The sequence below is a fragment of the Demequina muriae genome, from assembly GCF_030418295.1.
Lineage (GTDB): Bacteria > Actinomycetota > Actinomycetes > Actinomycetales > Demequinaceae > Demequina > Demequina muriae.
On the sequence record NZ_JAUHQA010000001.1, the window covers coordinates 2,648,873 to 2,668,551 of the forward strand.

Genomic DNA, 19,679 nt, shown 5'->3' on the forward strand with positions numbered 1-19,679 from the left:
CACGCCCAGCATAGGTCTGCGGGCGTCACGCGGCGGCCACCGCCCGGGATACTGGGGGCATGGACATCACTGCTGCCGTGTACTCCCCCGACTGGGACGACGCCCACCGCCCACCGGGTCCGGTGGTGGTGCTGCTGCATGGCTATGGCTCACACGAGGGCGACCTGGCGGGTCTGGCCCCGTGGCTCCCGGCGGGCATGCCGTGGGTGTCGCTGCGCGCGCCGATCCCGATGCCGGGCGCGGGGTTCGCGTGGTTCCCCCTCACGCTCCCCGATGTCCCTCCCCCGGCCCCCATCGCCGCCGCGACGCAGGCCGTCTGGAGGTGGATCGACGATCACGTGGGCTCCGAGGTCGCGCTCGTCCCCATGGGCTTCTCCCAAGGTGGGCTGATGGCGCTGCAGCTGCTGCGCACGCGGCCCGAGCGCATCGCCGCCACCGTGGTCCTGGCCGGGTTCGTCACGGACGCGGCCCAGCCGGCCGATGCGACCTTGAGCGACCTGCGTCCGCCGGTCTTCTGGGGTCGGGGCGACGCGGATCCGGTGATCCCGGGCATCGCCGTGACGCACACGGCCGCGTTCCTGCCGGCACACAGCTCCCTGACCGCACGGGTGTACCCGGGCCTGGGGCACTCCGTCGACCAGCGGGTGCTCGACGACGTGCGGGCGTTTCTCGAGCAGGCGACCTCGATCGCCGACCCTCACTGAGCCGACGAGCCGCGTCGCTCGCTAGAGTGACCGCAGGCCGTCACCGACGGCCGTGTGAGGGGGGCCATGGACGGCACGACACGCACATCGGTACGCGAGCGACTCGCAGTCTCGGCAGCGAGCGCGGCGGTGTTCATCGCCCTGTACGCGTGGGCGGTGACGACCACCGCCGGTCAGGAGTTCGACGGCTCGACTCTCGCCCTCGGCGCTGACCTTCGCGAGCAATGGAGCGAACCGACGCTGGCCCGCGCTGCGGACCTCGCGCCGTGGCTGATCATCATCCCGACCGGCCTGCTGCTCGCCGTGCATGCGGTGCGTGGACGCTGGAGGCAGGCACTGATCGCCGGCGCGCTGCCCGTGGTCGTCTATGTGGTCGCGACGGCGCTTCACGATGCCGTGCTGCCGCGCCCGTACCTCGGGGACTTCGGCTATGAGATCAACACGCTTCCCAGTGAACGGCTGGCGGTGGCCGTCGCCTGTTGCTGCGTGCTGGTGTGGCTCGCACCGCGCTTCGTGCCCCGAGGCGTGCTGGTGCCTGTCCTGGCGGTCACGGCGGCTGCGGTCGGCGCCCTGGAGGTCGCGGCCTTCTCCTCCCGGTTCGCCGATGTGGTCGCGTGCGCTCCGCTGGTCGGGATCCTGGCTGCGTGGTGGCTCCCGTCCGGCGCACCGCGGTCACGGGCCTTCGTCGCGTTCGGAGCGAGCGTCGCTGCCCTCTCGGGTGCCGTGGGGGCGCTCCTGATGGTGGGCTGGGCGGGTGCGGGCTATCACCCCGGCGCCATGACCCCGGGGCTCATCGGCACCGGACTGTGCGTGGCGGCAGGAGTGAGCGCGCTCAGCCTCGCGCTGAGGCGCCAGGTATGAGCCGACGCGCGACCGCATCGGCCGGTGCCGCAGGCGCGAACCGCGCCGCCCACGCGACCTCGCTCACGGCTCGCCAGGGGTGCCGTCCGCGCAGTGCGGCCTTCGCCGCACGCTGCGCGCTCCACCACGCGAACCTGTCATTGGCGCGCAGGCTGACGGCATAGTCGTCCGCGTGGCGCGGGTCGGCGTCGCGCCGTCTCGCGATCACGAGGCGAATCGCCTCCGCCAGCGCGCGGTGGCGTCGGGTCACGTTGCCGTCGTGGGTGCGATAGTCGCTGATCGCCCCTCGCGCGTAGACGAGCGGGCCGATGCCGGTGAGCTTCAACACGAGGTCGAGGTCCTCGGCGAGAGTCAGGCGCTCGTCGAAGCCCCCCACAGCGTCGAAGGCGGATCGCCGGACCACCAGGTTGGGCAGCATCACGGTCACCCGTCGCGCCACGATGTCTGCCGTGGTCGCGTCGAATTGGTCGGGTTCGCCCATGACCCGGCCCGCGGCGTCGATCGTGCGCAGGTCCCCGTAGCTGGCGGAAGCGGCCGAGGATCGACCCAACGCCTCGACGTGCAGTGCGACCCTGTCCGGTTCCCAACGATCGTCGTCATCGAGGAACGCCAGGATCTCGCCTCGAGCGTGCCGCACGCCGGTATTGCGAGCAGACGCCACCCCTGACGGCGGCACTCGCACGAGGGTGACTGCGGGGTGAGCGGTCAGCATGCGTGCGAGGGCTGACGGGTCAGGAGACCCGTCGTCGACCACGACCATGTCGAGGCGGGGGTGAGTCTGGGCGCCGACCGAGCGGAGCGCCTCGTCCAGGAAGGGGCTGGCGCGGTTGGTCGCGACGATGCACGACACCACGGGCGCAGCATCAGCCATAGGCACACCGTAGTGCGGGGGCGGACCCAGCGGTAGCATCACGCCAGGAAGATGAGGTGAGGGCATGGACCCACGCGAATCCCCGGTTGCGCTGTCCGTCGTCATCCCCTGCTTCGACAGTGCGCAGTCGCTCCCCCGCCAGCTGGGAGCGCTCGCGGCGCAGGAGTGGGACGGCGCGTGGGAGGTCGTCATCGCGGACAACGGCTCGACCGACGCGACTGCTGACGTCGCGCGGTCCTGGAGCGATCGCCTGCCGGCGCTGACCGTCGTCGATGCCTCCGCGCGGCGCGGCGCGGCCCACGCCCGCAACGTCGGCGCACGTCACGCCCGCTTCGCGCACGTCGTGTGGATCGATGCGGATGACGCGGTGCAGCCGGGCTTTCTGGCGGCCATGGCCGATGCGCTTGCTCAGGATGAGTTCTGCTGCGGCAGTTGGGATGCGCCGCACGAGGACGCGAGCCTCGAGGCGCTGCCTGATTCCGCCGGGAGGGGATGGCGTGCGGTCATCGCCGACCGCGGGTTCCTGGACGCGGTCGGAGCGTGCAACGGCATCGGGGTGAGTCGGGACGCGTTCGACGCTGGCGGAGGATTCCCCGAGGACATGACCTGGGGCTCCGAGGACACAGCGTTCTGCTGGTCGATGCAGCTCGCCGGCCACCCCATGGTGCGCGTCGCCGGTGCACGCGTGGCCGTCCACCCGCGCGTGACCGCGCGCGAGATATGGCGCCAGCAGGTCAACTGGGGCATCGGAGCCGTCGACGCGTATCGGCGCTTCCGCGATCGCGGCGCACCGCGATCCAGCACGGTGGGGGCGCTCGTCCGATGGTGCGTGCTGATTCTCGCCGCGCCGGCGGCCGCCCTGGTGCCGCGCTGGCGCTATCGATGGATGGGCACGGTGGCCCGACGATGGGGCCGCCTCCGCGGATCGATCCGGTTCCGCACGCTCTATCTGTGAGACGCCGCGCACCGCTACTGTCGTGCCTAGTGGGGGTTGGCACGCCAGGAGCGAGGGGACGGCGATGACTGCAGGCGCACGCATCAGCGTCATCATCCCTGCGTACAACGCCGAGTCGACGCTCGACGCGCAGCTGTCCGCCCTCGCCCCGCAATGCCGGGAAGTCGGCGCCGAGGTGCTGATCGCCGACAACGGATCCATCGACGGGACCGCGGCTCTCGCACGCTCCTGGCAGACCCGTCTCCCCCGGCTGCGCGTCATCGATGCTTCGGCCAGGCGCGGGCCCGCCGCCGCGCGCAACATCGGCGCCGCCCAGGCGACGGCCCGCGCGCTGGCGTTCTGCGACGCGGACGATGTGGTCGGGCCAGGGTGGCTGTCAGCACTCGTCCACGCGCTCGACCACCACGATGCCGTGGCGGGCGCGCTCGACTTCGCCGCGCTCAACACGCGGTCCGGTGGCATGGGCGCGGCGGCCGGCTTCCCCCTCAGCTACCTCCCCGGGATGCGGGGAGCCGGCTCGGGCAACCTGGCCGTCACCGCCGCCGCATTCGCCGAGGTCCGTGGCTTCGATGAAGAGCTGAGGGTGGGTGAGGATATCGACCTCTGCTGCCGTCTCCAGCTGGCGGGGTACGCCCTGCACCCCTGCGACGAGGCCGTGGTCCACGTGCGGCTGCGCGGCGGCGTCGTGTCCGCGTACCGCCATGCCTTCGCGTTCGGTGCCGCGGACAGGCAGCTGCGCCATCGCTACGCGCCGATCGCGTCGGCGATCGACGCAGGTGAGTGGCAGCCGCCGGTCTCCCCCGCCATCGACATGACGGACGCGGGACCGGCGGACCGTGAGACCACCCCCGACGCCGGTGACGGGGTCGCTGCGGGGCGGCGGTGGCCGCGCGTGCTGACGCCGCGCCGCGTGGACCCCACCGCGTTCGCCCGACGCATAGGCAGACGTGCCGGTGAGCGCATCGGCCGCATCGACCGGACCCTCCCCCAGGTGGCGCCCCCGCCGTGAGGCCCAGCGCCGCGATTCCCGCCCCTTCCACGCCTGGGAATGGCGCGCTACAGTCGGCTCAGACGCGCGCGTGCGCCCGCGCCGCGCACCTGCGCGTGACACCCGCGATCCGCTCGCACCTGGGGGAATGATGCTCGGTCGGAAACGATCCTTGATCGTCAGACGGCGCGACATCGAATCGGACCCCCGGCCCCACGGTGGCGAGTTCGCCAGCGCACGATGGGTGCCGTTCGACGTCCCTGAGGCGCTCGCCGGAGCGCTGGGAGTGTTCTGCGTCGACACCACGGACCCGGTGGTGGGTCTCACGTACGACGACGGCCCCCACCCAGACCACACCCCCGGCATCCTCGATGTGCTCGCGTCCCACGAGGCGCGGGCCACGTTCTTCGTGCTCGCTCGCCAGGCGCGCGCCCACCCTGACCTCATGCGCCGCATCGCCGACGAGGGGCACGAGGTCGCGCTGCACGGCGACGATCATCGCTCGATCCTCACCATGTCGACGCGGGACTCCGTGGCCATGATCAGGGCCTGCGTGCGTGAGGTGGAGGACATCTCGGGCGCGACGGTCACCTTGTACCGCCCTCCCTACGGTGCGCACACGCCCCGCCAGGCGCTGGCGATCCGCAGGCTCGGGCTCGAGGTGGTGCTGTGGACGGGGGACGGATTGGACTGGCTGGATGATGAGGAGAGCGCGATCGCCGAGCGCGCCCTGAGGTCGACCTTCCGCGGCGGCATCCTGCTGCTGCACGATGATCGCGGGGACCCCGAGACGATCGCCGCCGATGAGGTCGCGCCCGCCTTCGATCGGGCTCAGGTCACGGAGCTCATCCTCGAGGGCCTGTCTCGGCGCGGCCTGGCCGCGACGTCCGTCAGCGCTCTGCTCGCGGGCCGGGTCGCGGTGCGCAGTCTTGCCAAGGATCGCGCGATGCAGACGCGAGCGGGTGCACGTCCATGACGCTGCGCGAGCGCGGTCCTGAGGTGCAGCTCAGCGTGGTGATCGCGGCGTACAACGCGGCGGAGACGCTCGGCGCCGAGCTCGAGGCGCTCGCCGTTCAGCAGGCACCGTTCGCCTGGGAGGTCGTGATCAGCGACAACGGTTCGACCGATGACACCACCGAGGTCGCGCACGCCTTTGCGGGCCGGGTGCCGCGCCTGGTCATCGTCGACTCGTCGCAGCTGCGGGGACCAGGTGGCGCGCGCAACGTCGGAGCAGCCGCAGCGGTGGGCGCTCAGCTGGCATTCTGCGATGCGGACGATGTGGTGGCGCCCGGATGGGTGGCGGCCATGGGCGAGGCGCTCTCGACGGACGCCATCGTGACGGGGACATCCCGGCGGCGGGAGCTCAACGCGCGCCCCGACGAGGCGCAGTATCACGAGTGGTCACGCTACGTCATGCCCTTCTTCCCTCAGCTGCCCGTGGCCGGCGCGGGGAACATGGGCATCAGAGCCGCTCTCTTCAGCCAGCTGGGCGGCTTCGACCCGCGCCTTCGCACCGGCGAGGATCTCGACCTGTGCTGGCGAGCGCAGCTGCTCGGCCATCGCCTGGGCCATGCTCCGGACGCACGAGTCGATGTCACCAACCGGGAGGGCCTGCGCGCCACCTATCGGCAATTCAGGTCGTATGGTCGGGGGAACCGGGTGCTGGTCGACAAGTACGCGGACGTGATCGCCGCGTTCGCGGACCTGCCTGCATGGGAGCCCGACCGGGGCCGCGGGCGGGGCGATGCCCCGACGCAGGCCCCCACGTCGAGCGGCCGGGGCGCCGCAGTGCGGTCACTCGCGTCGCGTGCGCTGCGCAAGATCGGTCGCACCCGCCGGCTCAGCGACCTCACTCATCTCGCGAGCCGTGTGGGGTACGCGGCGGGGAGCAGGTGGGGGCGGATCGAGACCCAGGTGGACCGGATGCCGGTCCCTGAGGACGGCCCCGTCGTCCCCTGAGGCGCGCCTCCGGGGGTCATTCGTCGATGTCGGACCGGTGCCACCGGCTCTTCGCGCGGCCCACCGCTCCCCATCTGCGACCGAGCATGACCTTGCCACGACCGCCTGCACCGATGACCAGATGGCGGAACTCGCGCGCGTCGGGATACAGGCGTGCATTCTCGATCCGAGGGTCGTTGAGGGCTGGATCGAAGAGCACCACATCCCTCGTCTGCAGCGCCCATCGCCACGTCGCGACGCGTGCGAGCGTGCCCGGCCCGTACCCCCGAAAATCCTCGTCATAGCAGTCCACGAACCCGGAGCACGCGCTCCCCGATACCAGGGCGAGGTTCAACGCCACCAGGCGGTCTGCAGCGGTGAGCGCCACCGCTACGAGCGTGGAGCGCTCCTGCGCTTCTTTCACGACGTCCCGGAACCACTGCTCGTACGCAGGATCGGTCGAGAACCCCGCCCCGCCCCGGGCTTCGTCGCCCTTCCAGCCCTGACTCTGGAGAGCGATGAAGCGGTCCGCGACGTCCTCTCGGGTGCTCCAGTCCTCGAGCTCGAGGGGCGTGCCCGTGTGGGACTCGAACGCACGCGCCTTGCTCCAGAGCTTGCGCCGATGATCTGCCTTCAGCGAGGTCGCTCCCCTCACGATGCCTTCAAGCAGTCCCTGCACACCTCGGTCGGCGGGGTCGTCACCGGAGGAGGCCCTCGCTGCGTGCACGCTCGCAACAGTGTCCACCTCGGTGACACCGACGGCGCCCGCATCGGCGAGACGCGTCAGCGCGTCGGCGAGCGGGCCATCGGCCGGGAACAGGCTGATCTCGATCAGGTGGCCGAGTCCCGACGTCCCGATTCCGGTCAGCAGGGCGCCGAGCGCATCGTCCGTGCAATCGGGGTCGACGAGCGGATGGTGGCGGTCCGCGTGCCAGGTCATGAACCGTCCCTCGGTCGTGAGGAGCGTGAGCGGCAGCCGGCGCTGACGGCTGACGGTGAAGGCCAGCACGGCTCGCAGATCCTCGTCGTCCTCGGTCAGGGCGATCAGGAGGTCATCCGCCATCGCGGGCCAGCGCGCCGCCGGCCGCACGAACACCGGATCGAGCCAGCCGTTCGGCTCGACGGCGCGGTGCGCGAGCCGTCCCCACCGGTCCCAATCGGCGTCCGTGAGATCGCCGATGCGCGCGATCCTCGTTCTCATCGCCGGACGCGTGCGGCAGAAGGAGCGGCGACCGCGGGCGTGTACAGGGCGACGTACGAATCGACCACAGCACTGAGATCGAACTCCCGCGCACGTGCGAGACCCGCCGCGGCGAGGCGGTCGCGCCTCGCCTCGTCCGTCAGCAGCGCGAGCAGCTCCGGTCCCAGCGCGTCGGGCTCAACGAGCGCACCTGCCGCACCCTCATCCGTGACGTAGCGTGCCCCGACGTTGGGGGTCGCAACGACGGGGAGTCCGCTCGCCATGGCCTCTGCATACGGGATGCCGAAGCCTTCGTAGGCGGAGGGAAGGCAGAACACCCACGCTCGTCGGTAGGCCGCTGCGAGCTCCTCGTCGGTGAGCGTGCCGAGCACACGGACCCCGGGCCCCGGGTCCGACGGTGCATCGCGGCACACCATCTCGAGTCGCGCCTGCGGCAGGGTCGGCAGCACGTGCTCCTGAAACGCCTCCGCGAGCAGCCGCCCGCGCTTGCGGTTCTCCCAGGTGCCGACGAACAGCACCGTGGGATCGGCGGCGCGCGCACTCGGATCCGGAGCGAATCGCGCGGCATCGACGCCATTGGGGATGACCGTCTTCACCCACGGCAGCCACCGTCGTGTCCGCGGAGACACGACCACGGTGCGATCCGCCACGACGCTCGCCAGGACCTCGCTGAGTCCGAGCAGCCCCATGCGCAGTCGTTCCTTCACGCCGCCGATGCGCAGCGCCTCCTCGAAGCACGAGCCGTGCACCGTGCGGACGTGCACCGGCACGCGTCGGCGCCACAGCCAGTAGTCGTCGCCATGCGCGTGCAGCACGTCGTAGCTGCTGAGGTCGAGGTCGCGCATGCGCCGTGCAAACCGGAAGGTGCGCAGCCGTCCTGAGCTCGACAGATCGATGTGCCCATAGCGGGCGCCCTCGACCGGAGGGCAGTCGCTGATCACGTCGACGTGGTGGCCGCGCGCCGCCAGCGCGGTGGCGAGTTCGTGCACCTGGTACCCGACGCCGATCTTGCTCCCGCTCGGGAGGTAATACGAGATCATTGCGATGCGCAGGGGCTTCGCAGCGGCGGAGCCAGTCGTCATGGCCGCAGCCGAGTGCTCAACGCTGTCAGCCAGTCGCGGCCATGCTCGAGATCAGGCTCGAGGTAGTTGCCCTCGGCCCACTCGTTCCAGGACTTGATCCACAGCAGTCGTTCGTCGGCAGGGCGATCCACGAGCGTCTCCACCGCGTGCTCGACATTCGCTGCGAAGCGCTCCGGCGTCGAGCCCGTCAGCACGGTGCCGCGGCTTCCTGACCGTGGCGTGTTGTCCCAGTTCGGGTACACGCTCGGCTGCAGCACCGCGTGTTCGCGCACCACGTCCCAGAGCGCGCGGTCCGTCGCATAGGGATACACCTCGGGCCCCCCGAGCTTGCGGCGCACCTTCATCCGCAGCATTGCGGCGCGGTCCCGCTGCGCTGGCAGTCGGACGTACACCCCCGCGTCGAAGCCGTCCTCGGCGGTCCGCGTGTAGCGCATGCCTTGGCCCAGCAGATCGCTCACCTCGGCTACCAGATACATCCCGCCGAGTCCTGCATCCTTCGCCATCTGCTGCCAGCGATCGACGAACGCGCGCGCATCGGGCAGCTCCTCGGGACGGAACACGTAGAACACTGGGCGACCGTCGACGCGCAGATAGCGGTCGTCGCGGAGAGCGGGAAGGATGCTCTCGAAGTGCGCGCGGTCATCCTCGGGCCCCGGATAGGTCTGCTCACGCAGCACGCGATTGGGCGCGCCGTGCCAGATCCCCGTCCACGTCTGGTTGGCCCAACCGAGGCAGAACTTGACGGCGGGGCTGCCGGCCGCGAGCACCTCGGCGAACGGCCGTTCCAGAATCCGGGACCCTGCCCCGAACCAGTAGTGCCAATAGCAGAATGCCTCGACGCCGTGAGCGACCGCCAGATCGCTCTGGGCCTGACGCGCATCGGGCATCCGGAGGTCGTAGAAGCCGAGGTCAGCGGGCAGGTGCGGCTGCACATGGCCGCGGAACAGCGGGCGCGCCCGCGCGGCGTTGGTCCACTCGGTGAAGCCGGCGCCCCACCATTCGTCGTTCTCCGGTATCGGATGGAACTGCGGCAGGTAGAACGCGATCGCACGAGCCCTGGCCTCAGTCATTGCCCCAGGCTAGTGGCGCAGACGCCGCCCGCACAGGCCCTATTGGCCACATTCTCGCGTCCTGCCCGCTGACCAGCGCTAGTGTCCTGTGCTGAGGGCTCCCCCAGGCGGGCCCCAGGACGGTGGAGAGACCATGACGGCCCCCGAGGTGAGCGTGATCCTTCCCGCCTACAACGCCGCCGCGACCCTTCCGGCCCAGCTCGGCGCGCTCGCCGCGCAGCAGGGGGCACCGTCGTTCGAGCTGATCGTGAGCGACAACGGCTCCGACGATCTCACCGCTGCGGTGGCACGCGAGCACCGTTCGCTCTTCCCCTCGCTCACCGTCATCGACAGCTCGGCGCGACGCGGGCCGTCAGCCGCCCGCAACGCCGGCGCCGCTCACGCGCGCGCGCCCATGCTCGCCTTCTGCGATGCGGACGACGTGGCGTCGCCCGGGTGGCTTGCGTCCCTGGTCCGGGCGATGCAGACGGCCGATGCGGTCGCAGGGGCGTTCGAGCACCGTCGGCTGAATCCACCCCGGGCGCGCGCCGTGTCGTGGAACACGGACGTCCCGATCCGCCTCGCATCCTGGCCTGACCTCCCTGCAGGCGCCAGCTCGAACCTCGCTATCACCGCCGAGGCGTTCCGTGCGCTCGGAGGGTTCGACGAGGATCTGGGCACCTGCGAGGACATCGACCTGTGCTGGCGCGCGCAGCTCGCGGGCTATCGCCTCGATTTCGCACTCGACGCGGTCGTCCATGAGCGCAAGCGCAGCGGACTGCGGGCGACGTACCGACAGTCCGTCGCCTATGCCCGGGGCACGCGTGACCTGGAGCGCAAGCACCGTGCGGTCCTCGGCTCGCCGCGGGCGCTCGACGACTCGGGGCGCAACGTCGACGAGTACGGAGACGAAGGTGGCGGGGCGCGTGGCGGCCGACCGACGGAGGTGCCGCAGCGCGCCGTCGATCCGCCCGCGGCGCCGCCACGTACCGGCGGAGTCGGTCGCATCGGCGCTCTCGGCAGCCGCCTGCGTCGGCCAGACCGCCTCAGCCTGCTCGCGGACCTCGCGTGGCGGCTCGGCCAACGACGCGCGCACCGGACGAGCGCTCCGCAGCGCGAGGCCGAAGACTAGGCGAACCCTCTCCCTGCGCCGTTCCCTCCGGGAGGGACACGTATGCGGCTGTGCGGACAAGCGTGCGCACTACGTGGCGCTAGCGAGCGGCGACGCGGCTCCGGACCTGCGAGGCCAGTACTGAGGCACCGACGAGCATGCGATCGCGCATCCCGCGTCGCACGATCAGTGCCGAGCTGATCGGCACCACTTGCGTGAACTGGTGCCCCGACTGCTCCACCTCGGGGGCGATGCTGGGGTCGAAGTCCACTCCCCCTGCGCCGTGCGTGATGGACAGCACGGTCGCCATGCGGCCGATGACGCCGGGGCCGAAGCGCGCGTAACGCTCGTCGTACGCGTCGTACATCCCGAAGCCTCGACCGGTTGCTGATGTCAGGCAGAGGGAGAGGTGCAGCGGCTCCCCGTCGACATGCAGCGTGATCGCGCGTACGCGCCCCAGGGACGCGAAGTGTCGGACCGTGCGCGTCAGGGCCTCCTTGCGGTCGGGATGCAGCACCAGACCGTCTCCTCCCCGCGCAGGATCCCCCTTCCAACCGCGGCCCTGAAGGTCGGCGAAGACCTCCACCACGTCCGAGCGGTCCGACCACTCCGCAGTCTCCACTGCGGCATCAACTCCTCGGCTCAGTCGCCGCAGGCGGCGCATGTAGTCGCGGGTGAGGGGGTCGTCGTGTGGGCGAGCGTCCCTCGCGCCTCCGAACTCCCAGTCGCCGTCCGGGTTCGCCGGGGCGTACCGAGCCTCGCCCCGCGGTCGCACCAGCATCATCGCGCCGACGGCATCCGACGCGGCGCGAAGGGCGTCCAGGAAGGGTCCGTGCGGAACCTTGTCGAGCGCCAGTGCATGCGGCAGGTCGTCGCGGCCGAGGGCATCGAGCATGCGGGAGAGTGCCGCAACGGACGCGGTCGCTCGGACCAGGAGCGCGATGCGCGGACTGAACGTCGAGAGGTACGCGCCATGGGTGGACGCGGTGGCGATCTGGCGCCGCCTGATCACGTAGTCATCGGGCGTCCACACGAGCACCGCATGCCAGGTGCCGTCCGCATCCTCGTCGTACGCGACGAGGAGCTCGTCACCGCCGGGCGAGCACGCCGCGTCCTCAAGCAGGAACCCCGGCTCCACCCACACGTTCGGCTCGAGCGCGTGAGCCGCCAGGTCGTCCCACGCGCGGATGTGCTGAGGGGTCAGTTCGTCGAGTCTGCACGCCTTGACCGTCACCCGTTCACCGATCCTCGACTCGCCGTGGACACCATCGGGTGCGGGACGCGCCTCGCGTCCCTTCCGTGAGAGCGTTCGCCTCGTCGGATGCCTGATGGTAGCCAGGAGGTGGACGGGCCGACAAGACCTCCGCCGGACGGCACCAGTTTCGTCTGGACTGTTCCCTCGCCGCAGGCCGACCGCTACTCTCCTCACCAAGAGACCTGCACTCGGCTCAGGCCACGCCAGCGAGGGGGACGAGTTGAGCGAGCAACAGCCTGCTCCGGGTGGCATCACCGCCGTGGACCTGGACGGCACTCTGCTGAGGTCAGACCTGCTGTGGGAAGCGGCGGCTCGCCACGCCACGAGCAGCGGCCGCGGCCCCTTCGACGTGGTCCGGTGGGCTGTGCGCGGGCGTGCTCACCTCAAGTCAGAACTGGCGTCGCGGGTCCCCGTCGATGCCGGCGCACTGCCGTACCGGACCGAAGTGGTCGATGAACTTGCCGGGATCGCACGTGCCGGAGGCCGCGTCATCCTCGCGACTGCAGCCGCGCGCTCGCACGCGGATCCGGTGGCCGCCCACCTGGGCTTCGTCGAGGCGGTGCTCGCCACCGACGCGGACGGAGTGAACCTGCGCGGAGACGCGAAGGCCGATGCGATCGAGGCGTACGCGGATGGCGCGCCATGGACGTATTGGGGGGACTCGCTCGCCGACGTGCCGGTGTGGCGACGCAGCGATGCGGCTGTCGTCGTCGATGCGGGACGGCGCGTGACGCAGGCATCGGAGGGACTCGGCGTGCCCGTTCGTCACGTCCGTACCGACCGGCCCTCCACTCCCCTGGCATGGCGGTCGGGCCTGCGTGTCCACCAATGGGCCAAGAACGCGCTCGTGCTCGTACCGTTGCTGACAGGTCATCTGCTGTTCGAGCCGGAGGCCGTCGTCAAGGCGCTGGCCGCCGTGGCCGCGTTCTCCGCGATGGCATCCGCGATCTACCTAATCAACGACCTTGCGGATCTGTCCGCTGACAGAGCGCACGCGACCAAGCGACACCGTGCTCTCGCGGCGGGGTGGATCAGCGTGCGGGCAGCCCTGGTCGCGGCGGCCGCGCTCGTGGTCGTCTCCGTCGCGATCGCTGCCGCGATCGGCTGGCTCTTCACTGCGGTCGTGGTGGTGTACGCCGTGGCGACGACGCTCTACTCGCTGTGGATCAAGCGCAAGATCGTCGCGGACGTGGTGGGACTCGCGATGCTCTACACCTGGCGCATCATCGCTGGCTGCGCCGCGATCAACGTGGTCCCCTCGATCTGGATCCTCGCCTTCAGCGTCTTCCTCTTCTTCAGCCTCGCCGTGATGAAGAGGTACGCCGAGATCGTCAATCACGATCAGTCGGCATCGGGCAGGGACTACCACCAGATCGATGCCCCGTTGCTCCTGGCGATCGGCACCTCGTCGGGAATGGCGGCCGTGCTCGTCGCGGTCCTGTACCTCGATTCGCCTCAGGTCTACGAGCTCTACTCGTTCCCGCCCGCGCTCTGGGCGGTCATTCCGCTGCTGGTCTACTGGATCGTCAGGTTCTGGATGGTCGCGGCACGCGGCGGCGTGGACGACGACCCGCTGGTGTTCGCCCTCACGGACCGCACCAGTCTGATGGTGTTCGCCCTGATCGGAGTCGCGGGCGCCGTCGGGATGGTCGTGCCCTGATGCGCTCTGGACGGCTCTTCCGCGCCACGAACCGGGTCGCTACCATGGCTCCACGGTCAGCGGAGGGGGTGCCGGATGGCGGGTAGCAGCGCAGTGGACGCGAGCGAGGCGTCCACGGAGAGGTCGGCTCGCGGTCCGTCCTGGGTACGCCGCGCAGTGGCGAGCCAGTGGACGTGGATTCTTGCGGGAACCCTCGTGCTCGTGACGGCATGGCTGCCCACGTGGCGGGTGCCGGTCATCGGTGACGACTTCTACTACTCCCTCGGGAGGTACTACGACTACGGCGGTTCTGTGTGGACCGTTCTCGCCAATGCCTGGCACGACGACCTTCAGCCGAATCGCTACAACCCGGTCGGACGCGAGTTCTCACTGACGAACCACGTGCTCGCACGCGAGTCGAGTGCGTGGTGGGGTGTCGATCTCACGTACTACTTCCGCGTCCAGACGCTGGCCTTGATCTGGGGCGCCGTGCTGGCGGGGTCGTTCGCCTTCCGTGCGGCCGTGCGGTACGTCCACCCGTCGAACCAGGTCCGGCTGTGGCCGGTGTTCGCGGGGCTCGCGGCTGGCTATGCCGTCGTGATGCAGCTGCACATCAACTCGCATGACCCGTCGATCACGATCGCGGAGATCGGCTACGGCACCCCGATCCTCGCCTTCGCATTGATGACCCTCGCCTTCCGATTGGTGACACCGCCAGCGCGGTGGCCTCGCGCTGCCGTGGCGTACTGCGTGCTCGCTCTGGTGGGCACGGTGTACTACGAGACGTTCGTGACTGCAGTTGCGGCGTGCACGGCGCTGTTCGTCGTCGAATGGCTCCGCGGGCGCCTTCCCCGGCGGCGCCTGCTGTGGCTGGTCGGTGCAGGCGCGGCGCTGCCCGCATCCGTCGCGCTGGCGGGACGCGCGTGGGTGGCGACCCAGGACGTGCCCTACTACCGCGGCACGGACCTCGTGCTCGGTCCGGAGGGCCTCAAGGTGCTCGCCAACTTCGTGCTGGGCACCGTGCCCGGCTCCGCATGGCCCCACACGACCTTTGCGATCGGCGGTGCGCCCCTTTCAGTGCCGGGGATCGCTGGAGGTCTCCTGATCGGCGTCCTCGCCACGGTGATCGCATGGGGGCTGCTGAGAGGCGGAATGCCGCGGCTTCGCCCCGGGCGTGGGCTCTGGTGGGTGGCCGCGGTGTACGGCGCACATCTCATCGGGTCCTTCGCGATGCAGTCGTTCACCACCAAGTACGTCCGTGAGATCTGGCACCACCACGTGGTGTACCTCGCCTACGGCACCGCAGTCATCATGGTGGCGACCGCCGCGCTCGTCGCCTTCGCCTTTCTGCCGCGACGCGGGGTGACACGGGCCATGCCAGTGGTGCTGGTGGCGATCACCGCCTTCGCTGTGGCACAGCAGTCGGTCAACGTCGCGGTCGCGAACCACCTACGCGAGGTGTATCGCGGTCCCCTGCTCGTGGCGAGCGAAGTGACCACCGATGCCGGCACGGATGCGACGCGATGCGCGGCCCTCCGTGAGCTCTCGCTGGGGAACCCCTTCCATGACATGGGCAGCTTCCCCGAGTTGGCCGAGGAGATCAATGTCGGCTACGCATGGGACTTCGGCATGGCCTTCTGCACCGATACGGAGCGGATCGTCGAGGAGGCCCCGGAGCCTCTGGTGCCGGAGCCTCAGGTGGAGTGACGCCGCCACGCCTGCGCCACCACGCCAGCCGTGCGGGCGATCGATAGGCGATCGGCGGCCTCAGCGCGGGCGTCGGGGTCGATGATCAGCCGCCGCGGGTCATCCAGCAGCGCACTCACCGCACCCGCCAACGCCGACACGTCCCCCGGGGCCACCAGGACGCCGTGCGGACCCCGGGAACTGTGGGATCGATCGCGGTCGTCACGTTGCGGAACCATGATCTCCGGCACGCCCCCGGCCTCGGTGCCGACGACGGCGACCCCCAGCGCCACTGCCTCCGCCACGACCTGGCCGAACGGCTCGGGCGTCGGCGAGGCATGCACCAGCACGCTCAGACCTGCGATGGTTCCCGCAGGATCGTCGGTCCAGCCCACCATCTCCACGGTGTCCCCGGCGGCCTGACGCACCTCCTGCTCGTAGGGCGCATCGGCGAACATCGCTGTGCCAACGATGACGAACCTGGCATCGGGATGGCGCCGCCTGACCTGGTGCGCTGCTTGAATGAACTCGAGCTGACCCTTGGTCGGCGAGATGCGACCCACCAGGCCCACCACCGGAGCGGCGGGGAGCACGCGCTCCCGTTGCGCCAGCGCCGGCGCGAGCCCGGGATACGCGACGACCGTCCGCTCCTGTGCTCTGAGCGGAAGCGTCGCTGCCGTCGCCTCCGAGTTGGCGACGATGCCGCGTGGGCCCCGTGCGGCCAGCATGCCCATCGCTCGCGCTACCGGGGCGGGGAGGTAGTCGGGTGCGAGTCGATCGTGGAGGTGCCAGACCCAGGGCTGTCGCGCCATCCCTGCGACCAGGCCAACGACCACCGCGGCCTTCAGCGAGTTCGCGACGACGAGGTCCGGGTCGAGACTGCGAAGCACTCGGCGCAGCTGCCGTGCGACGCCGACCGTCGCGGGGAGCGAGCGCGTCGCGCTCACGCGACCGGCGTCGGTGCGCGTCACCTTCTGGATGCCGCGCCCCGCGATGACGGTGACGGGAATCCCGTCAGTCTCGAGCCGGTCGACGAGGTCTCCGTGACTCCACGTCACGACGTGAACGTCGAACTCTCCCGGCTCCAGGGCCGCGACGAGCCGCAGCAACGCCAGCTCGGCGCCGCCCAGCTCGGCGGTATGCGTCACGACGACGACTCGTAGGCCCGGCACGCTCCGAGTGTAGTGGGGGGTCACGCCCGCGTTCAGGGGCCTACCCGGCCCATCGCGCGAGCACTAGCATGGCGGCATGCGCCCCTTCTCCCCTGGCACCCACCGCGATGGGGCGCGCTTCCTCGGGCGTCCGCACCGCACGGCGGAGCTCGGCTCACTCCGGAGAATCCGTGGCTGAGCGCACGCTCGGGGCATACGTGCTCCCCGGGGACCCGGTGTGGCTCGCCCGCACCCTCGCCCAGTACTACCCGATGCTCTCCGCGCTGGCGGTTCCCGTGCCTTCCGACGGTCTGAGCTGGACGGGCCGCCCGCTGCCCGTCGCCGAGACGCTCGCGATCATTGATGCGCTCGACACACGGGGCCTGGCGGACCGCTTCGAGGGGCGTTGGACGAACCTCGACAGGCCCCGGGACGCCGGCACGGCTCAGCGCCAGGCTGCGCTGGATCGCGTCGGTGACGGCGTGGACTGGGTGCTCCAGATCGACAACGACGAGCTTCTTCCCCATCCCGAGGCATTGTCGGCGGTGCTCGACGAGGCGGACCGTGTGGGCGCGATCGCAGTCGAATGGCCCATGCGGGTGCTGTATCGACGCACCCGACGGACCGTGCTGGAAGTGGTCGCCGCCAACGGAGCACCCGTCTACGACTATCCGGGCCCCATCGCTGTGCGCCCGGGTGCGCTGCTGACCGAGGCACGCCGTGCGGCAGGTCCGCTGCTGAGGGTCGCGGTCGAGGGCGACGATCAGTCGTTGCAGATCACCCGAGCACCAGAGGCCGATGAGTTCCGAGCGACTCTGCTCCAGCCCGAGCATGCGATCCTGCACAACTCGTGGGCACGTCATCCGCGCGACGTGTGGCGGAAGGTCACGTCATCCGGGCATTCCCGCGACTTCGGCCTGGCCCGCTACTACGCGACGCGGTGGCTCAGCTCACCGCTGACGTGGCGGGTGCAGCGCGACGTTCACCCGTTCTCGAGTGGGCTGTGGCCCGCGCTCGCGCGGCGGGAGAACGCCGGCGTCTATGCCGACTGAGAAGCATCGCCGACTGAAAATCAGCTGATCGTGCCCGCGGGCTAGATCACGTCAGCGAAGCCGCGCTCCATCTTCTGGAACACCATCGTGCCCGCGACCAGCACCACGAGACCGACGCCGACGACGCCGAACATCTGCCACACGGGCGGTGCGTACAGGTCCAGGATCGACCACCGGAAGCACTCCATCAGCCACGTCAACGGGTTGATCTGGAAGAGCCACGCGAGATCAGCGGGCACGGCCTCGAGCGAGTACGCCACGGGCGTCGCGAAGAACAGCACCTGGGTGAACCACGGCAGCACGTACCCGACGTCGCGGTACTTGACCATCATCGCCGATGCGGCGAGGCCCACGCCCAGCGCGATCATCACCGCAGCGAGAAGCCAGACCGGCAGCAGCAGCAGGCCCCAGCCGGGTGCGACGCCGAACACGATCAGCAGGATCGCGAGGAGTACGCATGCCACGGCGAAGTCGAGCAGCACCGACAGCACGGTCGACAGGGGTACGAGCATCCGTGGGAAGAACACTTTGGACACCAGCGATTGATTCGCCACCAGGGACGCCGATGATCGGGAGATCACGCCCTCGAAGAGGTTCCAGGCCAAGACGCCCGCGAAGCTGAATACCAGGTACGGCACGCCCTGGCTGGGCAGGTCCGCGACCTGGCCGAAGACGATGGAGAACAGTCCCGCCGCCACCAGCGGTTGGATGATGACCCACGCGATGCCCACCACCGTCTGGCGGTATCGCAACACGATGTCCCGGGTGCCGAAGCGCCAGAAAACTTCCCTCGCGCCCCACAGTTCGCGGAAGGGAGGCATGCCGATGCCCGTGGGGGGCGTGATGACGGTGCGCTTCGCAGTGGTCATGAGGTGGCCTCGTAGCTGAAGTCCGCCAGCACGATGCCGGCCTTGAGCGCCTCTTCCGAAGTGAGCTCGGGATACGGGTAGTGCGGGAGCACCTCGAACGTGTCGGCGCCCTCCCAGGTGTCGAGGATGCCCGCCTGGCACACCGACACCTTGATGCTGTACTGACCGGGCTTGAGCCAGAGGTTTTTCACGCGCAGCACAGGCCGGTGAGCCTGCGCAGGGTCGAACCACTGGCCGACGGCACGCGAGTCGCATTGCACGATCGACGTGCCGTTGATGTCGTCCACGTGGCAGGACACGAAGTAGTCGCCCACCATGTCCGGCGCCGCGGGCAGATCGAGTTCGACCACGATGTCGTCGTCGGGGTTCTGCTGCTGGGTCTCCACTCGCACGCCGCTGAGTCGGATCTGACCGGTTCCCGGACGGCGATGCGCCTCCACCTGCTCCGTCCGCAGGCGCGAGAAGCTGCTGCGATACGCGTCCATCGCACCGTCGACGCTGCCCGAGTACACCAGCCGGCCCTTGTCGAGGTAGATCGCAGAGGTGCACAGGTTCACGACCGTCTGGGGCTGGTGACTGACGTACAGCACGGTGCGACCGTCGCGCGCGACGTCCTTCATCTTCTGCAGCGACTTGCGCTGGAACTCCGCGTCGCCCACGGCGAGCACCTCGTCGATGGCGAGGATCTCGGTCTCGAGGTGGGCCGCGACCGAGAAGGCGAGGCGGACGTACATTCCGGAGGAGTACCGCTTGACCGGGGTGTCGAGGAAACGCTCGACGCCCGAGAAGTCGACGATCTCTTCGAACCGCCGCTTGATCTCCTTGCGCGTCATCCCGAGGAGCGCGCCGTTGAGGTAGATGTTCTCGCGGCCGGTGAGCTCAGGGTGGAAGCCCGTCCCGACCTCGAGCAGGCTGCCCACACGGCCGCCGAGGTCGATCATGCCTCCCGTCGGCGCCGTGATGCGGGTGAGCAGCTTCAGGAGCGTCGACTTGCCGGCCCCGTTGCGGCCGACGATGCCCAGCGCCTCGCCCCAGGGAATGTCCAGCGTGATGTCGTTCAGCGCGTGGAACTCGTCGTACTCGGGACGTCGCGTGGGATTGCGCAGCACGTCGACGATGGCGTCGGTGACGCGATCGATGTGAGCGGTGCGCCGGTTGATGCGATAGACCTTCGTCAGATGCTCGACTGAGATGGCTGTGTCGCGCATATAAACCCGATCTACCTCAAGGAATGCCACGGCGTAGAGTGACCTCGGCCGAGGTCTGA

At 70.0% G+C, this 19,679-nt stretch carries 18 protein-coding genes; 10 read left to right on the forward strand and 8 right to left on the reverse strand.

Annotated elements, in window-relative coordinates:
* Positions 1 to 59 precede the first annotated feature (59 nt).
* Positions 60 to 704: an alpha/beta hydrolase gene (locus QQX02_RS12495; protein WP_301143477.1), complete on the forward strand. Its 645-nt coding sequence runs from the start codon at positions 60 to 62 to the stop codon at positions 702 to 704.
* 66 nt (positions 705 to 770) lie between these two features.
* Positions 771 to 1,565, forward strand: coding sequence for a hypothetical protein (locus QQX02_RS12500; RefSeq protein WP_301143478.1), 795 nt, complete (start codon positions 771 to 773; stop codon positions 1,563 to 1,565).
* Here the strand turns inward: QQX02_RS12500 and QQX02_RS12505 are convergent.
* Positions 1,537 to 2,436 carry a glycosyltransferase family 2 protein gene (locus tag QQX02_RS12505; RefSeq protein WP_301143479.1) on the reverse strand — a complete coding sequence of 300 codons (900 nt, stop codon included), beginning with the start codon at positions 2,434 to 2,436 and terminating at the stop codon, positions 1,537 to 1,539. The two genes, QQX02_RS12500 and QQX02_RS12505, sit on opposite strands and share 29 nt — an antisense overlap.
* A gap of 64 nt (positions 2,437 to 2,500) precedes the next feature.
* Between QQX02_RS12505 and QQX02_RS12510 the strand changes: the two genes are divergently transcribed.
* The 4 genes from QQX02_RS12510 to QQX02_RS12525 all read left to right on the forward strand — a co-directional run bounded on the left by QQX02_RS12510 (position 2,501) and on the right by QQX02_RS12525 (position 6,338).
* Positions 2,501 to 3,391 (forward strand): glycosyltransferase family 2 protein, encoded by an 891-nt coding sequence (locus QQX02_RS12510; RefSeq protein WP_301143481.1) that lies wholly within the window; start codon positions 2,501 to 2,503, stop codon positions 3,389 to 3,391.
* A gap of 64 nt (positions 3,392 to 3,455) precedes the next feature.
* On the forward strand, positions 3,456 to 4,400 hold the full coding sequence (locus QQX02_RS12515) for a glycosyltransferase family 2 protein (protein WP_301143482.1): 945 nt from the start codon (positions 3,456 to 3,458) through the stop codon (positions 4,398 to 4,400).
* Positions 4,401 to 4,551: 151 nt separating this feature from the next.
* Positions 4,552 to 5,355 carry a polysaccharide deacetylase family protein gene (locus tag QQX02_RS12520; RefSeq protein ID WP_301143483.1) on the forward strand — a complete coding sequence of 268 codons (804 nt, stop codon included), beginning with the start codon at positions 4,552 to 4,554 and terminating at the stop codon, positions 5,353 to 5,355.
* Positions 5,352 to 6,338: a glycosyltransferase family 2 protein gene (locus QQX02_RS12525; protein WP_301143485.1), complete on the forward strand. Its 987-nt coding sequence runs from the start codon at positions 5,352 to 5,354 to the stop codon at positions 6,336 to 6,338. Before QQX02_RS12520 ends, QQX02_RS12525 begins: the two co-directional genes overlap by 4 nt.
* Positions 6,339 to 6,354: 16 nt before the next feature.
* On the opposite strand, the gene QQX02_RS12530 is transcribed toward QQX02_RS12525, so the two are convergent.
* Genes QQX02_RS12530 through QQX02_RS12540 form a run of 3 tightly spaced genes read right to left on the reverse strand, consistent with a single transcriptional unit; the run spans position 6,355 to position 9,670 of the window.
* Positions 6,355 to 7,518, reverse strand: a complete 1,164-nt coding sequence (locus QQX02_RS12530) for a GNAT family N-acetyltransferase (RefSeq protein ID WP_301143486.1) — start codon at positions 7,516 to 7,518, stop codon at positions 6,355 to 6,357.
* Entirely contained in the window at positions 7,515 to 8,600 is a 1,086-nt protein-coding gene (locus tag QQX02_RS12535) for a glycosyltransferase family 4 protein (protein WP_301143487.1), read from the reverse strand. Before QQX02_RS12535 ends, QQX02_RS12530 begins: the two co-directional genes overlap by 4 nt.
* Positions 8,597 to 9,670 (reverse strand): glycosyltransferase WbsX family protein, encoded by a 1,074-nt coding sequence (locus QQX02_RS12540; protein ID WP_301143488.1) that lies wholly within the window; start codon positions 9,668 to 9,670, stop codon positions 8,597 to 8,599. The genes QQX02_RS12535 and QQX02_RS12540 overlap by 4 nt, the downstream gene beginning before the upstream one ends.
* Before the next feature lie 133 nt (positions 9,671 to 9,803).
* Here QQX02_RS12540 and QQX02_RS12545 point away from each other — a divergent pair, with 133 nt between their 5' ends.
* A complete protein-coding gene (locus QQX02_RS12545) occupies positions 9,804 to 10,781 on the forward strand; it encodes a glycosyltransferase family 2 protein (RefSeq protein ID WP_301143491.1) in 978 nt (325 codons plus the stop codon).
* Positions 10,782 to 10,860: 79 nt separating this feature from the next.
* On the opposite strand, the gene QQX02_RS12550 is transcribed toward QQX02_RS12545, so the two are convergent.
* The gene (locus tag QQX02_RS12550) at positions 10,861 to 11,994 is read right to left on the reverse strand and encodes a GNAT family N-acetyltransferase (RefSeq protein WP_301143492.1); all 1,134 of its coding nucleotides are present in this window, start codon (positions 11,992 to 11,994) and stop codon (positions 10,861 to 10,863) included.
* 241 nt (positions 11,995 to 12,235) lie between these two features.
* On the opposite strand from QQX02_RS12550, the gene QQX02_RS12555 reads away from it, so the two are divergent.
* Positions 12,236 to 13,675: a UbiA family prenyltransferase gene (locus QQX02_RS12555; RefSeq protein WP_301143493.1), complete on the forward strand. Its 1,440-nt coding sequence runs from the start codon at positions 12,236 to 12,238 to the stop codon at positions 13,673 to 13,675.
* Between the two features lie 75 nt (positions 13,676 to 13,750).
* Positions 13,751 to 15,361 (forward strand): hypothetical protein, encoded by a 1,611-nt coding sequence (locus tag QQX02_RS12560; protein ID WP_301143494.1) that lies wholly within the window; start codon positions 13,751 to 13,753, stop codon positions 15,359 to 15,361.
* Here QQX02_RS12560 and QQX02_RS12565 read toward each other — a convergent pair.
* The gene (locus tag QQX02_RS12565; RefSeq protein WP_301143495.1) at positions 15,349 to 16,512 is read right to left on the reverse strand and encodes a glycosyltransferase family 4 protein; all 1,164 of its coding nucleotides are present in this window, start codon (positions 16,510 to 16,512) and stop codon (positions 15,349 to 15,351) included. The genes QQX02_RS12560 and QQX02_RS12565 overlap by 13 nt on opposite strands.
* A 170-nt stretch (positions 16,513 to 16,682) precedes the next feature.
* On the opposite strand from QQX02_RS12565, the gene QQX02_RS12570 reads away from it, so the two are divergent.
* The gene (locus QQX02_RS12570; protein ID WP_301143496.1) at positions 16,683 to 17,543 is read left to right on the forward strand and encodes a hypothetical protein; all 861 of its coding nucleotides are present in this window, start codon (positions 16,683 to 16,685) and stop codon (positions 17,541 to 17,543) included.
* 41 nt (positions 17,544 to 17,584) lie between these two features.
* Here the strand turns inward: QQX02_RS12570 and QQX02_RS12575 are convergent, their stop codons facing one another.
* Entirely contained in the window at positions 17,585 to 18,412 is an 828-nt protein-coding gene (locus tag QQX02_RS12575; protein WP_301143497.1) for an ABC transporter permease, read from the reverse strand.
* Entirely contained in the window at positions 18,409 to 19,620 is a 1,212-nt protein-coding gene (locus QQX02_RS12580; RefSeq protein ID WP_301143499.1) for an ABC transporter ATP-binding protein, read from the reverse strand. The genes QQX02_RS12575 and QQX02_RS12580 overlap by 4 nt, the downstream gene beginning before the upstream one ends.
* Between the last annotated feature and the right edge of the window lie 59 nt (positions 19,621 to 19,679).